Origin of the sequence: Paenarthrobacter sp. NPDC089307, from assembly GCF_040685055.1 — a bacterium.
GTDB lineage: Bacteria > Actinomycetota > Actinomycetes > Actinomycetales > Micrococcaceae > Arthrobacter.
Genome location: NZ_JBFBHE010000006.1, coordinates 70,870 through 88,935 on the forward strand (window position 1 = coordinate 70,870; position 18,066 = coordinate 88,935).

Genomic DNA, 18,066 nt, shown 5'->3' on the forward strand with positions numbered 1-18,066 from the left:
GTCAGCCGTTGCTGATCCTGGCGAAGGCCTGTTCAAGGTCGGCGATAAGGTCCTCGGCTTCCTCGATGCCGCAAGAGAGGCGCAGGAGGTTCACAGGAACAGCCAGCTCGGTGCCCTTGACCGAGGCATGGGTCATCTCCGAGGGATAGTTCATCAGGGACTCGATGCCACCGAGCGATTCGGCAAGAGTGAACACGGAGGTGTTTTCCGCGACGGTCCGCGCTGCTGCCTCGCCGCCCTTGAACTGTACGGACACCATGCCGCCGAATTTCTTCATCTGCTTGGCTGCCAGTTCGTGGCCCGGGTGGTCAGGCAGGCCCGGGTAAAGCACCGCTTCAACCTCCGGGCGGGTCAACAGCCACTCGGCCACAGCCTGGCCGTTCTCGGAATGGCGGTCCATGCGGACACCCAGGGTCTTGAGGCCGCGCGTTGTCAGGAAGGCGTCCATGGGGCCGGAAACAGCGCCCACGGCGAACTGGATGAAGCCGATCTTTTCGGCCAATTCAGCATCCTTGACCACAATCGCGCCGCCCACGACGTCCGAGTGGCCACCGATGTACTTCGTCGTTGAGTGGACCACGACGTCGGCACCGAGCTCGAGCGGGGTCTGCAAGTAGGGAGACGCGAAGGTGTTGTCCACCACCAGGAGGGCCCCGGCGTCGTGCGCTACTGCGGCGAGCGCCGCAATATCGGTGATCTTCATCATCGGGTTGGACGGTGTCTCGACCCACACCAGGCGGGTCTTGTTCGCCGCAACCGCGGCAGCCACGGCGTCGAGGTCCGACATGTCAACCGGGGTGTTCCCGATGCCCCAGTCCCCCAACACCCTGTTGATCAGGCGGTAAGTGCCTCCGTAGGCGTCGTTGCCCAAAACGATATGGTCTCCGGGACGGGCCACGGCACGGATCAGCGAATCCTCGGCAGCGAGGCCCGAACCGAAGGAAAACGCGGCCGCTCCGCCCTCCAACGCGGCAAGCTGCACTTGGAGGGAGTCACGCGTGGGGTTGCCGCCGCGCCCGTATTCGTAACCCGATCGCAGTCCACCGATACCGTCCTGGGCGTAGGTGGTGCTGAAGTGCAGCGGCGGCACAACGGCACCGGTGCGGGGTTCGAATTCCTGGCCGGCGTGGACGGCGCGGGTGTTGAACCCGGCGTTGTTGTGGGCAGTCATGGAAGCACCTCTTTGTTTCTTGAAGGTTTGTTCGATCAACGGGATGGCCAGCGCAGGCTAGTTGCTGAGGTAGGCCAGAAGGTCGTGGCGCGTCAGGATCCCCACCGGGGCCCCAGCGAAGGTCACCATGACGGTATCGACGTCGGACAGCAGCTCACGCGCGGCGGAAATGGTCTCCAGTGAGCCGATCACCGGAAGGCGGTCACCCATGTGTTCGGAGATTTTGTCCGACAGTTTGGCTTCGCCCCGGAACAGTTTGGTGGTGAGGCTGCGCTCGTCCACGGCACCCAGGACCTCGCCCATCACCACGGGCGGTTCCTGCGACAGGACAGGGATGTGGGAGACCCCGAACTCGTTCATGATGTTGATGACATCGCGGACGGTCTCGTTTGGGTGGATGTGGACCAGGTCCGGCATCTGGCCCGTCTTGGATTTGAGCACCTCCCCCACGGAGGCTTCTTCGCCGCCGGATAGGAAGCCATAGGAACGCATCCATTGATCGTTGAAGATCTTGGCCAGGTAGCCCCGGCCGGAGTCCGGCAGGATGACCACGACCACGGCGGACTCGTCCAGGTCCTTGGCGGCCTCCAGTGCCGCCACAACGGCCATGCCTGAAGAACCACCCACCAGCAGGCCCTCTTCCCTGGCAAGGCGGCGGGTCATGGCGAAGGAGTCGGCATCCGAAACTGCGATCACGTGGTCCGGGACGGCGGGATCGTAGTTGGCGGGCCACATGTCCTCGCCCACGCCTTCCACAAAGTAGGGCCGGCCGGTTCCGCCCGAGTAGACCGAACCTTCGGGGTCCGCGCCGATGATCTTGACCGGGCCGCCGTCGGACTCCGGACGCTCAGCCGAGACTTCCTTCAGGAAGCGGCCGGTACCGGTGATGGTGCCGCCGGTTCCGGCGCCGATCACCACATGGGTGACACGGCCGTCGGTGTCCCGCCAGATCTCGGGACCCGTGGACTCGAAATGGCTGCCCGGGGCTGCCGGGTTGGAGAACTGGTCCGGCTTGAAGGCATCCGGTATCTCCTTGACCAGGCGGTCCGAGACGCCGTAATAGCTCTGGGGGCTGTCCGGCGCCACGGAGGTGGGGGTCACCACCACCTCCGCTCCGTACGCTTTCAGGACAGCGCGCTTGTCCTCGCCCACCTTGTCCGGGACTACGAAGACGCACTTGTAGCCCTTCTGCTGGGCCACCAGGGCCAGACCCACGCCCGTGTTACCGGACGTCGGCTCAACGATGGTTCCGCCCGGCTTGAGGCGCCCGTCTTTTTCGGCCTCTTCGATCATCTTCACGGCGATCCTGTCCTTGATGGATCCGCCGGGGTTGATGTATTCCAGTTTGACCAGGACCGTGGCTTTGATCCCGTCCGTAACGTGGTTGAGCTTGATGAGGGGCGTATTGCCGATGAGGTCCAACACGGACTGGGCGTACTTCATAGGTACAAAGTTACCGCCTGCCCGCTTTGCAATCGGACCGCCGGGCTAGCTCCCGGCCTCCGCATCGGTCTGCCACAGGCCCATGACGTTGCCCTCGGTGTCCTTGAAGTAGCCGTACCACCCCATGCCCGGTATGGCATTCTTGGGCTGGACTACGGAACCACCGGCAGACTCCACTTCTCCGAGGGCGGCATCGATGTCACTCACATCGATGGTCAGGATGGGAGTCTTCAGGGCATCCGTCCGCGGGAACAGGGCGCCGTTGATGGCACCTGGTTCCTTGGGCATGCCGGTCTTTTCGTCAGAAGGACCCGTGATGGCGATGGTGTAATCCATCCCCTGCATGGGGGTCAGGTTCCACCCGAAAGCACTCTGGTAGAAGGTGTTGGCCCGCTCCGTATCTTCCGTGGGGATTTCAAAATGCACAATTGCGGCCATGGCCGGCGCTCCTGTCCCTGGTATCTGTTGATATGACGCTTGGAAACCGGCACGGCCCACCCGCGCCACAGCACGGAGTCTAGTCCCGGGCAGCGGCCGCAGTAAGAGGTTCTTGATGGGATTGTCAGTCCGGCGTGGGACCATGAAAACATGACCATCGCAGAAGCCCCGCCCATCGTGGCGGCTGCGGCAGATGCGGCCGTCAGGTGGCACCCCGGGGCACCCTTCCGGCTGGACCAAACCATGTTTCCGCTCATGCGCGGCAACGCAGACCCGTCCTTCGCAGCACACCCCTCCGGTTTCTGGATGGCTTTCACGGCCCCGTCCGGGCCGGTGACCCTTCGACTTGCCGGCGGCGGCGTTGGCCCTGAGTCTTTCGTGGATGCCCAGGCGTGGGGACCGGGAGCGTCCGACGCCGTAGCCGGGGTGCCGCGGTTGTTGGGCGCCGATGACGACTGGTCCGCTTTCGATGAGCCCGCCTTCAACGCCACCCTCCCGCGCCGTGTCACAGAAGCACGACGCCGGAACCTGGCCGTGCGCCTGCCCTCCACCGGGCGGGTGGTTGACTCACTGGTGCCCACCATTTTGGAGCAAAAGGTCACCACTTTGGAGGCAAGGCGTGGGTATCGGTATTTGATGTACCGCTACGGAACGGCAGCTCCCGGGAAAGCCCCGGCAGGCCTCCTCGTCCCTCCCACAGCACGCCAATGGCTGGGTATTCCCTCCTGGGAGTGGCACAAGGCCGGGGTTGGTCCACAGCGTTCGGCGACCGTCATGCGGGCGGTGCAGTCCGCCGTCGCGCTTGAACGCCTGGGCGAACTGGACTCTGTCCAGGCCGGCGCCAAGCTGCAGACGATTCCCGGCATTGGCATTTGGACCGCAGCAGAAGTAGTCCAGCGCACCCACGGCTGCCCCGACTCGATCTCCGTGGGCGACTACCATCTGGCGTCCTATGTGGGCTACGCCCTGACGGGGCAGAAAACCGACGACGCCGGGATGATCGAGTTGCTCGAACCGTGGCGCGGGCAGAGGCAAAGACTGGTGCGGATGCTGTATTTGAGCGGTTTCCGTAAGCCCACCTTCGGCCCGAGAATGACTGTCCAGGATCACCGCCACCACTAAAGCAACGCGGGGTCACTTATGGCCCATGTTGCCCCCGATTATGGGCCATAAGTGACCCCGCGTTGGCTTACAGGGCGCGGAGTTTCACCGACCTGATGCGGGAGATCACTCCGGCGAACCCCTCCGCCAAGTCATCGGCGTTGACTTTAAAATACGACCACCCGGCGCTGAGGAATGCTTCATCGCGCCGGTTGTCTTTTGACTGCTGTTGGAAAGGTGATGTGCGCCGTCGTACTGGATCGCGATCCGGAAGCGTCGATAGCCGAGGTCGGCGACCGGCGACCACGGGTCCCCGAGATTCAGGGGCAACTGCAATTCCGGTTCGGGAAGGCCGGCGTCCCGCATAGCCAGGCGCAGGAAGGTCTCAGGAAATGAGTCTGCGCCCACCCGCATTTCATCCAACGCCAAACGGGCCTTCTCCACCCCTTGGAGGTTGGGATGTTGCCGGATGAGCAACCTCAAACCGGAGCTATGGGCATACGGCTCGCTCCGCATTTCCAGGGCGGGCCGGGGCAGGCGGATGAGTTGGTCGCCCATCGCGATGACGTACGGAAGCGGCAACGACTTCGCCAAGTCAAGCCAGGTCCTGGGGCGGACTGACACCGGGATGCCCTGGTGGTCCATGACTTCGCCCGGCAAAACACGGACTCTGTGTCCAGTTACACCGGCCCGCCGAACCCGGGGTAGTTCATGCGGCTTGCTCAGGTGCACGGTTTCGCCGTTCCCCATCCATGGCGGCAGCCCCATCCCGGTCAGCACGGCCGCGGTTTCGTGCGAAACCCAGGCACCGGGGGTAGCAGCCGTAAGCACCCGTGCGCGCTCGAGCAGGTCCGGCTCTGTTTCCCTTGGCACGTAAATGAGCCGACCACCATCCTTGATGTCCTTTGCCCGAAGTCGCTTCCTGGGTACGCCCAAGGCGCGCGACTCATAGACAGTGAAAGGACGGGTACCGAGGGCCTCGGGCAAGGAACTGATGCGAACCATGCCATCCAGTCTCTCGGCAATGCGGCCATCGAATGGAGTTATCCACAGGATCACTTCCGCCAACTGCAACGCGGGGTCACTTATGGCCCATAAATGGCAGAAACATGGGCCATAAGTGACCCCGCGTTGCTTTTAGAGGTGGAGGCGGGACACGGCTTCCTCGCGCATGTCCACTTTGCGCACCTTCCCCGAGACCGTCATGGGGAAACTTTCGCGGACATCGACGTAGCGGGGAATCTTGTAGTGGGCCAGCTTGCCGCGGCAGTACTCGGCCAGGTCCGCAGCCGTCAGCGGTCCGGCGCCCGGCTTGAGGATGATGCAGGCCATGAGTTCCTCGCCGTACTTCTTGTCCGGCACCCCGATTACCTGCACGTCCTGGATGGAGGGGTGCAGGTACAGGAATTCCTCGATCTCACGGGGGTAGATGTTCTCCCCACCCCGGATCACCATGTCCTTGATGCGCCCTTCTATGACCACGTAGCCGTCCTCATCCATGCGCGCGAGGTCACCCGTGTGCATCCAGCCCTCGGCGTCAATGGCCTCGGCCGTCTTGTCCGGCTGGCCCCAGTAGCCCTCCATCACCGCGTAGCCCCGGGTGCAGAGCTCGCCGATCACGCCCCGCTCCACCACTTGCCCGGAGCCCGGTTCCACAATCCTGCTTTCCAGGTGCGGCATGGTCCGGCCCACCGTGGATGTGCGCTGTTCCAGGGTGTCGCCAGCGCGCGTCATGGTGGATACGGGCGAGGTCTCGGTCATGCCGTAGCAAATGGCCACATCCACCATGTGCATCTCGTCGATCACCCGCCGCATCACCTCGATGGGACAGAGCGAGCCGGCCATCACCCCGGTCCGCAGCGTGGAAAGATCGTAGGACCCAAAAGCGTCCAGGGCCAGCTCCGCGATGAACATGGTGGGCACCCCGTACAGCGACGTCCCGCCAAAATCCTGCACGGCTTCCAACGCCGCCGAAGCGTTGAAGCCCCGGCTGGGAATGATGGTGGCCGCTCCAAAGCTCAGTGCATTCAGGTTTCCGATCACCATCCCGAAACAGTGGTAGAACGGCACCGGTATCACCACACGGTCCCGCTCGGTGTAGTTCAGCAGACGGCCGATCGAGTGCCCGTTGTTGAGGATGTTGTGGTGCGTCAGCGTTGCACCCTTCGGAAAGCCCGTGGTGCCCGAGGTGTATTGGAGGTTGATGGGATCGTGCGGGTCCAATTCCGCCATCCGCTCGCGGAGCGCTGAAAGCCCGACGCCGTCAGCCCGGGTCAGCAGCTCGGCGTAGCTCAGTTCGTGGCCGGCTTCCGGGACTCCCGCTGTGAGCCCAAGCTGCGGGTCGCCGGGCAGGAAGACAATTTCCCGGAGTTCGGGGCAGCTCGCGGCCGAGGCCCGCGCCATGGCAACGTAGTCGCTGTTCTTGTCTGAAGGGGCCGTCACCAACATCCGCGTGCCATTCTGCTTCACCACGAATTCCAATTCGTGGCTGCGGTATGCAGGGTTCACGTTGACCAGCACAGCCCCGACTTTGGCGGTGGCGTACTGGAGGATGGTCCACTCGGCACAGTTGGGACTCCAGATGCCGATCCGCTCCCCTTTTGCCACGCCCAAGGCGAGCAGCGCGCGGGCGAGGCGATCGACGTCGTCGTTCAGCTTTTGGTAACTCCAGCGGCGGGCGTCACCGCCGGGCGACGCCGCTGCCTCGATGAGCGCGTCGCGCAGGGGAAATTGCCCGGCGATGCGCTCGAAATTGGCGCCAATGGTCTCTTCGAGCAGCGGGACGTCAGTGTCTCCGGCGGTGTAGGACAACATGACGGAACGCTACCAAGCCGAGCCCCGCAACAGAACCGTCATCACCTCCAGTGATGCCGTGTCCTGCCGGTAGGGTTGGATCCATGAGTGCACCCATTGACCTGTTGGCCACGTTCATCCCCAACGAAGGCGAATTCTTCCGCGTGAAGCTTGCCCTGGAAATTGCGATTGATGAGGTGGTCAACGAGCCCGGCTGCATCCGTTACGAATTGACTGAAGCCACCGATGAGAAGCTTGTCCTCACCGAGCGTTGGGAATCCGAGGAACTGCTGGAGAAGCACTCCAAGGGCATCGCGGTGCAGGACCTCAACGAATCCCTCAGCGCGTTGCTGGCCGAGCCCGTGAAGCTGGAGCGCCTCTAGACTGCCAGTACGCCTTACAGCAACGCGATCGCCTTAAAGCATCGAGGTCGCCGGATCTTTCCGGCGACCTCGATCTGTTTTCCGGCGGTTTCGCCGAAAAGGGGTCTAGTTTTCCTGTGCCTCTGCGCGGGACTTGGCCACGTGGGCGTGGACTTCGTCCATGTCCAGGCCCTTCACGGCCTCGATGACCTGCTCAAGCTGCTGGGCATTGAGCGCGCCGGGCTGGGAGAAGACAAGGACCTTCTCGCGGAAGGCCATCAGCGTGGGGATGGAGGTGATCCCGGCCTCTGCGGCGAGCTGCTGCTCGGCCTCAGTGTCCACCTTGGCGAAGACAACGTCGGTGTGCTTGTCCGAGGCCGCGCCGTATGTGGGCGCGAACTGACGGCAGGGGCCGCACCATGCAGCCCAAAAATCCACCAGGACGATGTCGTTGTCCTCGATGGTCGATGCGAACTGTTCACCCGTGATGTCAACTGTAGCCATGGTTCCACGGTACGCGTCCCGGCCCACGAAGTCCCGTGAAGGGGCCGGCTGTTCGCTTCCCGCGTCACTGGGAATAAAGCGCGGGCCTGCGATACAAGGACCTCTTGATTCCGATTGAACAGATGTTTAGCCTATTAAACATGCGTTCAAACGCAGAGGATTTGACCACTAGGGCGCGCATCCGCGACGCCGCCATCGGACGCTTCGGACGCGATGGATTCTCCCGCGCCACGGTCCGGGCAGTAGCTACGGACGCAGGCGTCAGCCCCGGCCTGGTCATCCATCATTTCGGCAGCAAGGCAGGGTTGCGCGAAGCCTGCGACCAGTACGTCCTCAACCAGACAGCCACCCAGGGCCGCGAAAAGGTGGATCCCGGTTCCACCGGCCGGCTGATCCAGGACTACTTGAACAACCCCGGGCAATACACCGAAGAGATCGCGTACATCCGCCGCAGCCTGGGCGATGAATCCGATGCCGGCGACGCCTTCTTCGACGCCGTGGTGAACCAGTGCCAGGACATCGTCCAGACCGGGATTGAGGCCGGCACCATCCGTAAATTCGACGACATCCGCTCCATTGCGGTGGTCATAGCCTCCAACAGCCTCGCTTTTCTCATGCTGGGCAGGCACCTCTCCCGGACCTTGGGCGCCCCTACGGTTGAACCCAACGGGATCGGCCCTGACCTCCTGCGCCAGCTCACCCTGCCTCTCCTTGAGATTTATACGCATGGCTTCTACTCGGACGCGCGGTTCCTGAACGCAGCCCGTGAAGCCCTGGAAGGAAACAACAACAACGGAAGGGAGCATGCCCCGTGACCCAGGCAATCGTCGTCGAGGGGTTACGCAAGAAGTTCGGTCAACGCGAGGTCCTCCATGGGCTGGATTTCGCCGTGGAACCCGGCACAGTCTTCGGGGTGATCGGGCCGAATGGGGCGGGCAAAACCACCACCATGCGCTGCCTGCTGGACATCATCCGGCCGAGCGCCGGCTCCATTGCCGTGCTGGGACAGGATCCGCGCCGGGCCGGTACTGCGCTGCGCAAACGGATCGGCTACCTTCCCGGGGAGTTGCACCTGGAAAACCGCACCACTGGCCGCCGCATATTGGATCATTTTGCGGCCATCAGCGGTCCGGTGGACCAAAGGCATGTCAATGACCTGGCCGATCGGCTCAACCTGGACCTGGACCGGCAAACCAGGAAGCTCTCCAAGGGAAACAAGCAGAAACTCGGGCTGCTGCAGGCTTTCATGCACAAGCCGGAACTTCTTGTCCTGGACGAACCCACCAGCGGCCTTGACCCCCTGGTCCAGCAGGTCTTCCACGCCATGGTCCGCGAGGCCGTGGATGCCGGCGCAACCGTGTTCCTTAGCTCCCACGTCCTGAGCGAAGTCCAGCAAGCCGCCGACGCCGTCGCCATCCTCCGTGATGGCGGCATCGTCACAGTCTCCACAGTGGAGGCCCTCCGGACGGCGGCGGTCAGGCAGCTGAGGTTCAACAGCACCGGAACAGAAGCAAACGACGTCGGCGCGCTGCTGGCGAGGGTGCCGGGCGTCGCCAACGTGGCGGTGCGGGAACTCCCGGCAGATGGCCACGCCACCGGAACAGTGGAAGCAACAGCAACGTTGTCCGGCCACATCCAGCCCCTGATCCAGGAGCTTGCCCGACTCCACCTGACCGACCTGGTTCTTGAGGAGCCTGACTTGGAGGAGGCTGTCCTCACCCTCTACACGGGCGGCGAGGCAGCCCCTGCCGAGTCGGATTCCCATAGGGCGGGTCAACCCGGAGGAGCCCACCATGCCTAGTGTGATGCCCTTGTTCACCAAGGCACTGACTGATTCGTGGCGGTCCACCCTGGCTTGGGGCCTGGGACTGACAGCCGCGACCATGCTGTACCTTCCGCTGTACCCCTCAATTGGCGGCAGCGCCCAGATGCAGCAAATGATCGACGCCCTGCCACAAGGCATGACCAAGGCGTTGAACTACGACCAAATTGCCACAGGCCCCGGCTACACCCAGGCCACGCTGTTTGGACTCATCGGCTTCCTGCTGATGTCCATGGCTTCGGTGGGCTGGGGAGCAGCCGCAGTGGGTGGAGACGAGGAGTCCGGGCTTCTGGAACTCACCCTCGCCCACAGCGTGACGCGTGTCCAGGTAGTGCTCGAACGCGCCTTTGCCCTCGTAGTCCGGGTCGCGGCCCTCGCAGTGCTCGTCTTCGTCCTGGTGCTGGTACTGAACGGACCCGCCAAACTGGAAATCGACGTCGGGCATCTCGCGGGAGCCGTTGTCCTGTTCGCCGGGCTTGCGCTGCTCAGCGGCACTGCTGCCCTCTGCGTAGGGGCCCTTACCGGCCGGAAGGTTTATGGGATCGCCGCCGGCGCAGCCGTTGCCGTCCTGGGGTATGTCTTCAACGCGGTGGGCCGGCAAAGCCCAAAAATGGAATGGTTGCTCAACCTTTCGCCCTACCACTGGGCCTATGGCAATTCGCCGGTAACAAATGGTGCTGACTGGGGCGCGGCTCTGGGGTTGCTGGCGATCTCAGCGGCCCTGATCGCAGTTGGCGCGGCGGCCCTGCAGCGTCGCGATGTGGGTGTCTAGCTCCAGAGGTGTGGTGCGGGACGGCGCGCTCCGGGGAGGGCGTTGTTCCCGCGCCATTCGTGGATCCATTCGGGCAGTTCCAGGTCAGCAGGCGGGGCACCGAACTCGGCGATGATCTCTTCCTGGGTGACTGGCTTTCCTTTTGCTACCAGGCGTGTGGCGATGTGGGCACGGGCATAGATTTCTCCGTCCACCACCATTCGCTGCTCAAAGTAGATCGCCTTGGTGTCCAGTCCGATGATGCGGGTTTCAATCGTGTAGCGCTGCCAAAGTTGCAGCGACTTGCGGAAGGCGATGGTCTCCCCCGCCGCCACCGGGCTCCAGCCCCGCTTGCGCATCTTGCTCCAGATTCCGCTGCGGACCATGAGGTCGAACCGTCCCAGGTCCATCAGGGAGAAGTACATGCCGTTGTTGACGTGCATCGCTATGTCGATGTCCGTGGGCAGGACCCGCAAGGGAAGCGACGAACTCTCCCAGACACCCAGGGCAGGGCGCTTGGCGGAGGTGAAAAGCAACAGGAGGGTACGAAGAAGCAGATGCATGAGAGCAATGTTACCCACGGGTAACTTCTGGCAGAAGAGGTGGACCGAATGGTGAACTGGCAAGACGTTCAACGCCAGGCGTTTGGTGCGGGAACACTTGTTGCGGCAGTGCTTTATGTCCAACGATTGCACTAAGGTTTACCGCAGGTTCATCAAAGACGTGCACAATATCTGGAACTCGTATTGGAAGAACACATCAGGGGGACCCCTTTGAGTACGCTGCAAACCACCAGGCCCCACGGCGACGTGTGGCCCGAACTCCATCGCGACCAGAGCGTTGTACTGCAGGACGCCCGCGGCAACCGGATCGAGGGGACGATCGACGGCATGACCGACGATCGCAGCACCCTGTGGATCCAGCTCAAAGGCGGCCTGGGGCGCCAACTGGTGCACCACCTGGATGGCTACTGGCTGGAGATTCCCGCCTGACGAGGCCGGGAGCCCCTCCCGGGGCACTGTCTGTGGCTAGGATTCCCGTATGACTCAAGCGCGATACCGGGACCTCGCCGAGTGGCCACTCATGGCCACGGCATTGATTTTCCTCGCTGCCTACGCGTGGCAGGTCATAGCCCGCGTCGACGGCGCCGCGGCGGACCCGTTCGAGGTGGTCCTTTGGATCACCTGGGCCATCTTCGCCCTGGACTATTTCATCAACCTCTGGCTCGCCGAAGACAGGATGCGATGGTTCCTCTGGAATCTGCACGAACTCCTGATCGTGCTGCTGCCCTTCTTCCGGCCCCTGCGGTTGCTGCGCCTTGTCACTTTGCTCTCAGTACTGCAGCGCACCGTAGGCGAAACACTCCGTGGGCGGGTGGCGACCTACGTCGCAGGAGCGGCAGCCATGCTCATACTGGTCGGCGCATTGGCTGTCCTGGATGTTGAACAGAACGCCCCGGACGCCAAGATCCTGACCTTCGGCGACGCGGCCTGGTGGGCCGTCACCACCATCACCACCGTCGGCTACGGCGACCTCTACCCGGTGACACCCATCGGCAGGGTTGTGGCTGCCGCCCTGATGATGAGCGGAATCGCTGTACTGGGTATTGTCACCGCCTCCATCGCCTCGTGGCTCGTGCAGCGGATCGAAGAGAATGCCGAGGACGTTGCCACCGCAGCCGGAGAGAAAGCAGCCGCCGCCGAGGAACCTGTCCGGGCCGAAATGGCCGACCTGGTCAAGGAGATTGCTGCCCTGCGCCTTGAGATTGCCGAACTCAGGCGGGAGCGCCAACCCTCGACGGAGTGAGCTGCGGGGACGTAAAAAAATCCCCGGAACCAGTGGTTCCGGGGATTTTCCGTTGGGTGGCAGATGAGGGATTCGAACCCCCGTAGGCGTTGCCAGCTGATTTACAGTCAGCCCCCTTTGGCCGCTCGGGTAATCTGCCGAACTTCAAAAGAAGATCACTTCCGGAGACCATTTCTTTCGATCCGGTAACCGAAGGCAGAGACAACCTTACAGAACTTTCCACCAAGAATCTAATCGGGGCTGGACGCCCGGGATTTCAAGGGATTTCAGGCATCACCGAGGATACGGCCGGCCAGTTTGGCCTCGAACTTCTCGGCTTGTTCAGCCGTGATCTGGTTCAGCTGCACGGCCCGCTGGAGATCTGCATGGACGCCATCCATGCGCGCGGTTGCGTCGGGAACCGGACTCAGCACGATCGAGGCCGCCACTGCTGCCGCCGCGACCGCACTTGCAGCGGCTACGGCAGCCGTACCAATGGAACCGGCTGCCGCTGTGGCGGACTTGCTGATGGACTGGACGGCCTTGCTGCTCATGCTGATCCTCCGACGAAACGTTCTTTCAACTGCTACAACTCTCAGGCCCGCACCTCGGTTCCCGCCTTGCGTGTGCTGTGAGCGAACTGTGAAAGCCCTCCACCGTCCCAAGCGGCAGCTTCCGTACTAGGCTGGATGCCAGACCCAACCCGCCCTTACAGGGCCCCCAACCTAAGGAGAGTCATGGCAGGCGAATCCACATTCGACGTCGTCAGCAAGGTAGACAAGCAAGAGGTCGCCAACGCACTGAACCAGTCCCAGAAGGAAATCGCGCAGCGATACGACTTCAAGGGCGTGGGTGCGGAGATCGACTTCAGCGGCGAGAAGATCCTGATGAAGGCCAACTCCGAGGACCGCGTGCTGGCAGTCCTGGACGTCTTCCAGTCCAAGCTCATCAAGCGCGGCATCTCCCTGAAGTCGCTGGACCAGGGCGAACCTTACCCCTCGGGCAAGGAATTCCGCCTTGAATGCACCATCAAGGAGGGCATTGCCCAGGACATCGCCAAGAAGATCAACAAGATCATCCGCGATGAGGCTCCCAAGTCCGTCAAGTCCCAGATCCAGGGCGACGAACTGCGCGTAACCTCCAAGTCCCGTGACGACCTCCAGGAGACCATGAACATCCTCAAGAAGTTCGAAGAGGCTGACCTCCAGTTCGTGAACTTCCGCAGCTAACCGCCAAGGCCAACCAGCCGGGATACGCCGCCTCCAGGGCCGCGCATCCCGGCTTTTTGCTGTCCGTAACTACAGCGAGTGTCGTAATGGAGCGGAAAATTAGAACACGATTAGTTTGCGTAATAGCCTCGGCACAGTATTCTTCTTCCTTAGGCGAGCCTAAGTACGGCTCCCCTTAGCGAAAGAACACTCCACATGACCGCCAACTTCCTGATCGGCCTGCGCGAAGGCCTTGAGGCCTCACTTATCGTGGTCCTGCTGATGGCCTACCTCATCAAAACCGGACGGCGGCACCTCATTCCGCGCCTCTGGATCGGGGTGGGCCTCGCCATCGGCATTTCCTTCGGCTTTGGCGCACTCCTCACCTTCGGCCCACGCGGCCTGACGTTCGAGGCCCAGGAGGCAATCGGCGGCGGGCTCTCCATCGTTGCCGTGGCATTGGTGACCTGGATGGTCTTCTGGATGGCGCGCACCGCCCGCAGCCTCGGCGGCGAACTCCGCTCCCAGGTGGACAAAGCGGCCGACGGCGCCGCATGGGGCCTCGTGCTCGTGGCAGCACTCGCCGTGGGCCGGGAAGGGCTGGAAACCGCGCTCTTCATCTGGGCCGCAGCCCAAGCCACCGGAGAAACAACCCTCCCCCTGCTCGGCGCATTGCTTGGCCTGGTCACCGCCGCCGGATTGGGCTACCTGCTGCACCGGGGAGTCCTGAAGGTCAACCTGGGCCGCTTCTTCACTTGGACCGGAGTGGGCCTGATCGTGATTGCAGGTGGAGTGCTGGCCTACGGTGTCCACGACCTCCAGGAGGCCGGCGTGCTCCCGGGCCTTCACAACCTTGCCTTCGACGTCTCAGCCGCCATCCCGCCGTCGTCCTGGTATGGCACCCTGCTGAAGGGCACCCTCAACTTCTCCCCCGCCACCACATGGCTGGAAGCGGCAGCGTGGCTGCTGTATGTGGTCCCAGTACTGTTCCTGTACATCCGGGCCAACCGCCCCACCATGCCCAAAGCCGCCAGGACCATCGCGGCTCCCGCTGTCGCAGCACAGCCTTAGGCCCTCTCCGCCTTGGCCGCCGGGCCACCCTGCATACTCCGTAGACAAAGGACTCACCCATGCCCGTTTCACCAAAAATCCGCAAAGCCCTTGCCGTTATCGGCGCGGCTGCAGCAGTGCCCTTGGTCCTTGCCGGTTGCACCGACAACACCAAGACCACCGCGGCCGCTGACGGCCCGATCCAGGTCAGCAGCACGGCAAACGAGTGCAAGGTCTCCGCGGCAAAGGCGCCCAGCGGCAACCTCACCTTCGCCGTGAAAAACGAAGGCACCGAGGTCACCGAGTTCTACCTGCTGGCCGAAGATGGCCTGCGGATCCTGGGCGAAGTGGAGAACATCGGCCCCGGCATCACCCGCAACCTGGTGGTCACGGCCCCGGCCGGCAAGTACAACACCGCTTGCAAGCCCGGGATGCAGGGCGACGGGATCCGCGCATCGTTCGAGGTCACCGAGTCAGGCAACAAGCCCAGCGTCGACGCCGACTTCCAGAAGCTCCTGGACACCGGAACCCAGCAGTACTCCGCCTACGTCAAGGACCAGACCGAGCAGCTCGTCGCCGGAACCAAGGCGTTCGCGGACGCCTTCGCTGCCGGTGATGCTGCCAAGGCGCGCGAGCTGTACGCGGCCACCCGCATGCACTGGGAGCGCATCGAACCCGTAGCGGAATCCTTCGGCGACCTCGATCCCAAGCTGGACGCCCGGGAAGCCGACCTCGAGCCGGGACAGGAATGGACCGGATGGCACCGCGCCGAGAAGGACCTCTTCCCGCCTGCGGGCTACACGGCCTTGACCGCCGCCGAGCGCACCGCCATTTCCACGCAGTTGGTGGCCGACACCGAAGAGCTCGCCACCCGCACCCGCACCGTGGAACTCACCGCGGACAAGCTGGGCAACGGCGCCAAGGAACTGCTGGATGAAGTTGCCACCGGCAAGGTCACGGGTGAAGAAGAGATCTGGTCCCACACGGATCTCTGGGACTTCCAGGCCAACGTTGACGGCGCCCGCATCGCATTCGAGAGCCTGAAGCCGGCCCTTGAGCAGAAAGACGCAGAACTCTCCAAATCGCTGGACGAGAAGTTTGCCGCGCTGCAGGCCGAACTGAAGAAGCACGCCAAGGGCGATGGCTTCGCCTACTACAACGATCTCAGCCCGGAGCAGATCCAGGCTTTGGCGTCGCTGGTCGACTCCCTGGGTGAGCCCCTCTCCAAGCTCACCTCAGCCGTGGTGCTGTGAGCGGCTGCCCCTTCGGGCACACCGGCGACGCTGACGACGTCGGGCGCTCCGGTGAGCCGACCGCCGTCGTGAAGTCCCCGGAGGCGTCCGACGGCGGCGCGGCGGCTGCCGCTGGAACCGGCACCCCACGGATGTCGCGCCGCGGCCTGCTGTCGCTGGCCGGCGTTGGCGGGGCCGGAGCCGTTGCCGGACTGGCCGCGGGTTTCCTGGGCCACGATGCCGTGATGGCTTCTGCGGCGTCAGCCTCTGAACCTTCGGCGGCCGACGCAGTGGTTCCGTTCTTCGGCGAGCACCAGGCAGGCATCACGACACCTGCCCAGGACCGTCTTCACATGGCCGCTTTCGACGTCACCACCGAGGACCGCAAGGAACTGATCAAGCTCCTCAAGGACTGGACTGCCGCCGCGCAGGCCATGGCAGCCGGGGATCCCACCGGGAAGACCGGGGCCGTGGATGGCCCCTACGACGCTCCGCCGGAGGACACGGGCGAAGCCCTGGACCTGGCAGCCTCGAAACTGACCCTGACGTTTGGCTTCGGTGCCGGCTTGTTTGAAAAGGACGGCAAGGTCAGGTTCGGCCTGGACGGACGGCGTCCGGCAGCGTTGATCGACCTCCCCCATTTCCCGGGCGACGATCTCCAACCGGGCCGCACAGGTGGAGATATTGTGGTCCAGGCCTGCGCAGACGACCCCCAAGTGGCCGTCCACGCGATCCGCAACCTGGCAAGGATCGGTTTCGGAAAGGTCCGCGTCCGGTGGTCCCAGCTCGGCTTCGGCCGCACATCATCGACCTCCAGGGCGCAGGTGACTCCCCGCAACCTTTTCGGTTTCAAGGACGGCACCAACAACCTCAAAGTGGAGGACAACGCACTCCTTGACGAGCACGTCTGGGTAGCTCCAGGTGGGCCGGCGGCTGAGCAGTGGATGGCCGGCGGCAGCTACTTGGTGGCGCGCCGGATCCAGATGCACATCGAAATCTGGGACCGTACGTCGCTGCGCGAACAAGAGGGGCTGATTGGGCGCACCAAGGGCGCTGGCGCTCCCCTGTCAGGCGGAGACGAATTCGCTGCCCCGGACTTCGCGATGGCTGGTCGCAACGGCGAGCCGCTGATTCCCATGGATTCGCATATGCGGCTGGCCCACCCGGACCAGAACAACGGCGTGCGAATGCTGCGCCGAGGCTATAACTTCACGGACGGTTCAGACGGCCTGGGGCACCTGGATGCAGGGTTGTTCTTCATCGCTTTCGTGAAGGACCCGCGGACGCACTACGTGCCCATGCAGCTGGCACTGGCCAAGGGCGATACGTTGTCAGTGGAGTACCTGAAGCACACGGGCTCGGGCCTGTTTGCCGTGCCTCCTGGCGTTCAGTCCGGCGGGTACATCGGTGAAGGGCTGTTCGCGTAGGACCGGCGCGGCCGCGCGTCCTACGAGAGCGGGCGACCGGCCATGCGTTCCAGGCGGCTGATGCGCTCCTTCATGGGCGGGTGCGTGGAGAACATGCGCCGCATGCCGCCGCCACGGAACGGGTTGGCGATCATCAGGTGCGAGGCATTGACCAGCCGTTGGTCCTGCGGAAGAGGCAGCTGGCTCACCCCGGATTCGATCTTCCGCAGGGCCGAAGCAAGTGCCAAGGGATCGCCAGTGAGTTCGGCACCGTCCTCGTCCGCGTCGAATTCGCGGGTACGTGAAATAGCCATTTGAATGAGCGACGCCGCGAAAGGCGCCAGCAGGGCCATGGCGATAGTCGCCAGCGGGTTCGCATTCCGACGGTCGCCGCCGCCAAAGATCAGCAGCATCTGTCCCACAGAGGTGATGACGCCTGCCACGGCCGCGGCGACCGAAGAAGTCAGGATGTCACGGTTGTACACGTGCATCAGTTCATGCCCCAGCACTCCCTTGAGTTCCCTCGCGTCCAGGAGATGCAGGATTCCCTCCGTGCAGCACACAGCCGCGTTCTTGGGATTGCGGCCAGTGGCAAAGGCGTTGGGTGTCATGGTGGGCGAAAGGTAGATCCGCGGCATCGGCTTGTTGGCCCGCACGGACAGCTCCCTGACGATCTGGTACAGCTGCGGAGCCTGGGCCTCGGTGACCGGGTAGGCGGCCATGGAACGGATCGCGATCTTGTCACTGTTCCAGTATCCGTAGGCCGTGGTCCCGACGCCGATCAGGGCCATGATCCAGATAGGTGCGGTGCTCCGGGTGCCTGAGGCAATGATGGCGCCCAAACCCAACAACACCGCCCACAGCACACCGAACAGTGCCGCGGTCTTGAGTCCATTGTTGTGTTTATGCACGGTGCTCTCGTTCTCTTTCTTCGGCGCTGGCGGGGGTTCTGTACGGTTTAACGCCGACGCCGGTCCTCATGTTCCGCTGAATGCCGCCA

Annotated in this window: 20 protein-coding genes and 1 tRNA gene; 11 read left to right on the forward strand and 10 right to left on the reverse strand. The window is 63.4% G+C overall.

Going from position 1 to position 18,066, the window contains the following annotated elements; genetic code table 11:
- Position 1: 1 nt before the first annotated feature.
- The 3 genes from AB0N72_RS15715 to AB0N72_RS15725 are packed head-to-tail and all read right to left on the reverse strand — an operon-like array spanning position 2 to position 3,052.
- Positions 2 to 1,171, reverse strand: a complete 1,170-nt coding sequence (locus tag AB0N72_RS15715; RefSeq protein ID WP_363933187.1) for a cystathionine gamma-synthase — start codon at positions 1,169 to 1,171, stop codon at positions 2 to 4.
- Between the two features lie 57 nt (positions 1,172 to 1,228).
- Entirely contained in the window at positions 1,229 to 2,614 is a 1,386-nt protein-coding gene (locus AB0N72_RS15720) for a cystathionine beta-synthase (protein ID WP_363933186.1), read from the reverse strand.
- 45 nt (positions 2,615 to 2,659) lie between these two features.
- Positions 2,660 to 3,052 carry a VOC family protein gene (locus tag AB0N72_RS15725; RefSeq protein ID WP_363933184.1) on the reverse strand — a complete coding sequence of 131 codons (393 nt, stop codon included), beginning with the start codon at positions 3,050 to 3,052 and terminating at the stop codon, positions 2,660 to 2,662.
- Positions 3,053 to 3,202: 150 nt separating this feature from the next.
- Between AB0N72_RS15725 and AB0N72_RS15730 the strand changes: the two genes are divergently transcribed.
- Positions 3,203 to 4,174 carry a 3-methyladenine DNA glycosylase gene (locus tag AB0N72_RS15730; RefSeq protein WP_363933183.1) on the forward strand — a complete coding sequence of 324 codons (972 nt, stop codon included), beginning with the start codon at positions 3,203 to 3,205 and terminating at the stop codon, positions 4,172 to 4,174.
- 105 nt (positions 4,175 to 4,279) lie between these two features.
- On the opposite strand, the gene AB0N72_RS15735 is transcribed toward AB0N72_RS15730, so the two are convergent.
- Together AB0N72_RS15735 and AB0N72_RS15740 are read right to left on the reverse strand one after the other, a co-directional pair.
- The gene (locus AB0N72_RS15735) at positions 4,280 to 5,158 is read right to left on the reverse strand and encodes a hypothetical protein (protein ID WP_363933181.1); all 879 of its coding nucleotides are present in this window, start codon (positions 5,156 to 5,158) and stop codon (positions 4,280 to 4,282) included.
- Between the two features lie 132 nt (positions 5,159 to 5,290).
- On the reverse strand, positions 5,291 to 6,967 hold the full coding sequence (locus AB0N72_RS15740) for an AMP-binding protein (RefSeq protein ID WP_363933180.1): 1,677 nt from the start codon (positions 6,965 to 6,967) through the stop codon (positions 5,291 to 5,293).
- Positions 6,968 to 7,050: 83 nt separating this feature from the next.
- Between AB0N72_RS15740 and AB0N72_RS15745 the strand changes: the two genes are divergently transcribed.
- Positions 7,051 to 7,329 (forward strand): antibiotic biosynthesis monooxygenase, encoded by a 279-nt coding sequence (locus AB0N72_RS15745; RefSeq protein ID WP_363933179.1) that lies wholly within the window; start codon positions 7,051 to 7,053, stop codon positions 7,327 to 7,329.
- 105 nt (positions 7,330 to 7,434) lie between these two features.
- On the opposite strand, the gene trxA is transcribed toward AB0N72_RS15745, so the two are convergent.
- On the reverse strand, positions 7,435 to 7,812 hold the full coding sequence (gene trxA / locus AB0N72_RS15750; RefSeq protein WP_363933177.1) for a thioredoxin: 378 nt from the start codon (positions 7,810 to 7,812) through the stop codon (positions 7,435 to 7,437).
- 140 nt (positions 7,813 to 7,952) lie between these two features.
- Between trxA and AB0N72_RS15755 the strand changes: the two genes are divergently transcribed.
- Genes AB0N72_RS15755 through AB0N72_RS15765 form a run of 3 tightly spaced genes read left to right on the forward strand, consistent with a single transcriptional unit; the run spans position 7,953 to position 10,406 of the window.
- Positions 7,953 to 8,627, forward strand: a complete 675-nt coding sequence (locus AB0N72_RS15755) for a TetR/AcrR family transcriptional regulator (RefSeq protein ID WP_363933175.1) — start codon at positions 7,953 to 7,955, stop codon at positions 8,625 to 8,627.
- Positions 8,624 to 9,613 carry an ABC transporter ATP-binding protein gene (locus AB0N72_RS15760; RefSeq protein WP_363933174.1) on the forward strand — a complete coding sequence of 330 codons (990 nt, stop codon included), beginning with the start codon at positions 8,624 to 8,626 and terminating at the stop codon, positions 9,611 to 9,613. Before AB0N72_RS15755 ends, AB0N72_RS15760 begins: the two co-directional genes overlap by 4 nt.
- Positions 9,606 to 10,406: an ABC transporter permease subunit gene (locus tag AB0N72_RS15765; protein ID WP_363933172.1), complete on the forward strand. Its 801-nt coding sequence runs from the start codon at positions 9,606 to 9,608 to the stop codon at positions 10,404 to 10,406. The genes AB0N72_RS15760 and AB0N72_RS15765 overlap by 8 nt, the downstream gene beginning before the upstream one ends.
- Here the strand turns inward: AB0N72_RS15765 and AB0N72_RS15770 are convergent.
- A complete protein-coding gene (locus AB0N72_RS15770; protein WP_363933171.1) occupies positions 10,403 to 10,948 on the reverse strand; it encodes an acyl-CoA thioesterase in 546 nt (181 codons plus the stop codon). The two genes, AB0N72_RS15765 and AB0N72_RS15770, sit on opposite strands and share 4 nt — an antisense overlap.
- 210 nt (positions 10,949 to 11,158) lie before the next feature.
- Between AB0N72_RS15770 and AB0N72_RS15775 the strand changes: the two genes are divergently transcribed.
- Both AB0N72_RS15775 and AB0N72_RS15780 read left to right on the forward strand, forming a co-directional pair.
- The gene (locus AB0N72_RS15775; protein ID WP_363933169.1) at positions 11,159 to 11,377 is read left to right on the forward strand and encodes a hypothetical protein; all 219 of its coding nucleotides are present in this window, start codon (positions 11,159 to 11,161) and stop codon (positions 11,375 to 11,377) included.
- Between the two features lie 49 nt (positions 11,378 to 11,426).
- Positions 11,427 to 12,191, forward strand: coding sequence for an ion channel (locus tag AB0N72_RS15780; protein ID WP_363933167.1), 765 nt, complete (start codon positions 11,427 to 11,429; stop codon positions 12,189 to 12,191).
- 57 nt (positions 12,192 to 12,248) lie between these two features.
- On the opposite strand, the gene AB0N72_RS15785 is transcribed toward AB0N72_RS15780, so the two are convergent.
- Together AB0N72_RS15785 and AB0N72_RS15790 are read right to left on the reverse strand one after the other, a co-directional pair.
- Positions 12,249 to 12,330 (reverse strand) — tRNA-Tyr (locus tag AB0N72_RS15785).
- A gap of 127 nt (positions 12,331 to 12,457) precedes the next feature.
- Positions 12,458 to 12,724 (reverse strand): hypothetical protein, encoded by a 267-nt coding sequence (locus AB0N72_RS15790; RefSeq protein ID WP_363933166.1) that lies wholly within the window; start codon positions 12,722 to 12,724, stop codon positions 12,458 to 12,460.
- Between the two features lie 183 nt (positions 12,725 to 12,907).
- Between AB0N72_RS15790 and AB0N72_RS15795 the strand changes: the two genes are divergently transcribed.
- From AB0N72_RS15795 to efeB, 4 genes are all read left to right on the forward strand, one after another.
- Positions 12,908 to 13,399 carry a YajQ family cyclic di-GMP-binding protein gene (locus tag AB0N72_RS15795; protein WP_018776783.1) on the forward strand — a complete coding sequence of 164 codons (492 nt, stop codon included), beginning with the start codon at positions 12,908 to 12,910 and terminating at the stop codon, positions 13,397 to 13,399.
- A gap of 195 nt (positions 13,400 to 13,594) precedes the next feature.
- Entirely contained in the window at positions 13,595 to 14,449 is an 855-nt protein-coding gene (gene efeU, locus AB0N72_RS15800) for an iron uptake transporter permease EfeU (protein ID WP_363933165.1), read from the forward strand.
- Positions 14,450 to 14,508: 59 nt separating this feature from the next.
- Positions 14,509 to 15,681: an iron uptake system protein EfeO gene (gene efeO / locus AB0N72_RS15805; RefSeq protein WP_363933164.1), complete on the forward strand. Its 1,173-nt coding sequence runs from the start codon at positions 14,509 to 14,511 to the stop codon at positions 15,679 to 15,681.
- Positions 15,678 to 17,087, forward strand: a complete 1,410-nt coding sequence (gene efeB, locus AB0N72_RS15810) for an iron uptake transporter deferrochelatase/peroxidase subunit (RefSeq protein WP_363933163.1) — start codon at positions 15,678 to 15,680, stop codon at positions 17,085 to 17,087. The genes efeO and efeB overlap by 4 nt, the downstream gene beginning before the upstream one ends.
- 20 nt (positions 17,088 to 17,107) lie before the next feature.
- On the opposite strand, the gene htpX is transcribed toward efeB, so the two are convergent.
- Positions 17,108 to 17,977 (reverse strand): zinc metalloprotease HtpX, encoded by an 870-nt coding sequence (gene htpX / locus AB0N72_RS15815; protein WP_363933162.1) that lies wholly within the window; start codon positions 17,975 to 17,977, stop codon positions 17,108 to 17,110.
- Positions 17,978 to 18,066: the final 89 nt, after the last annotated feature.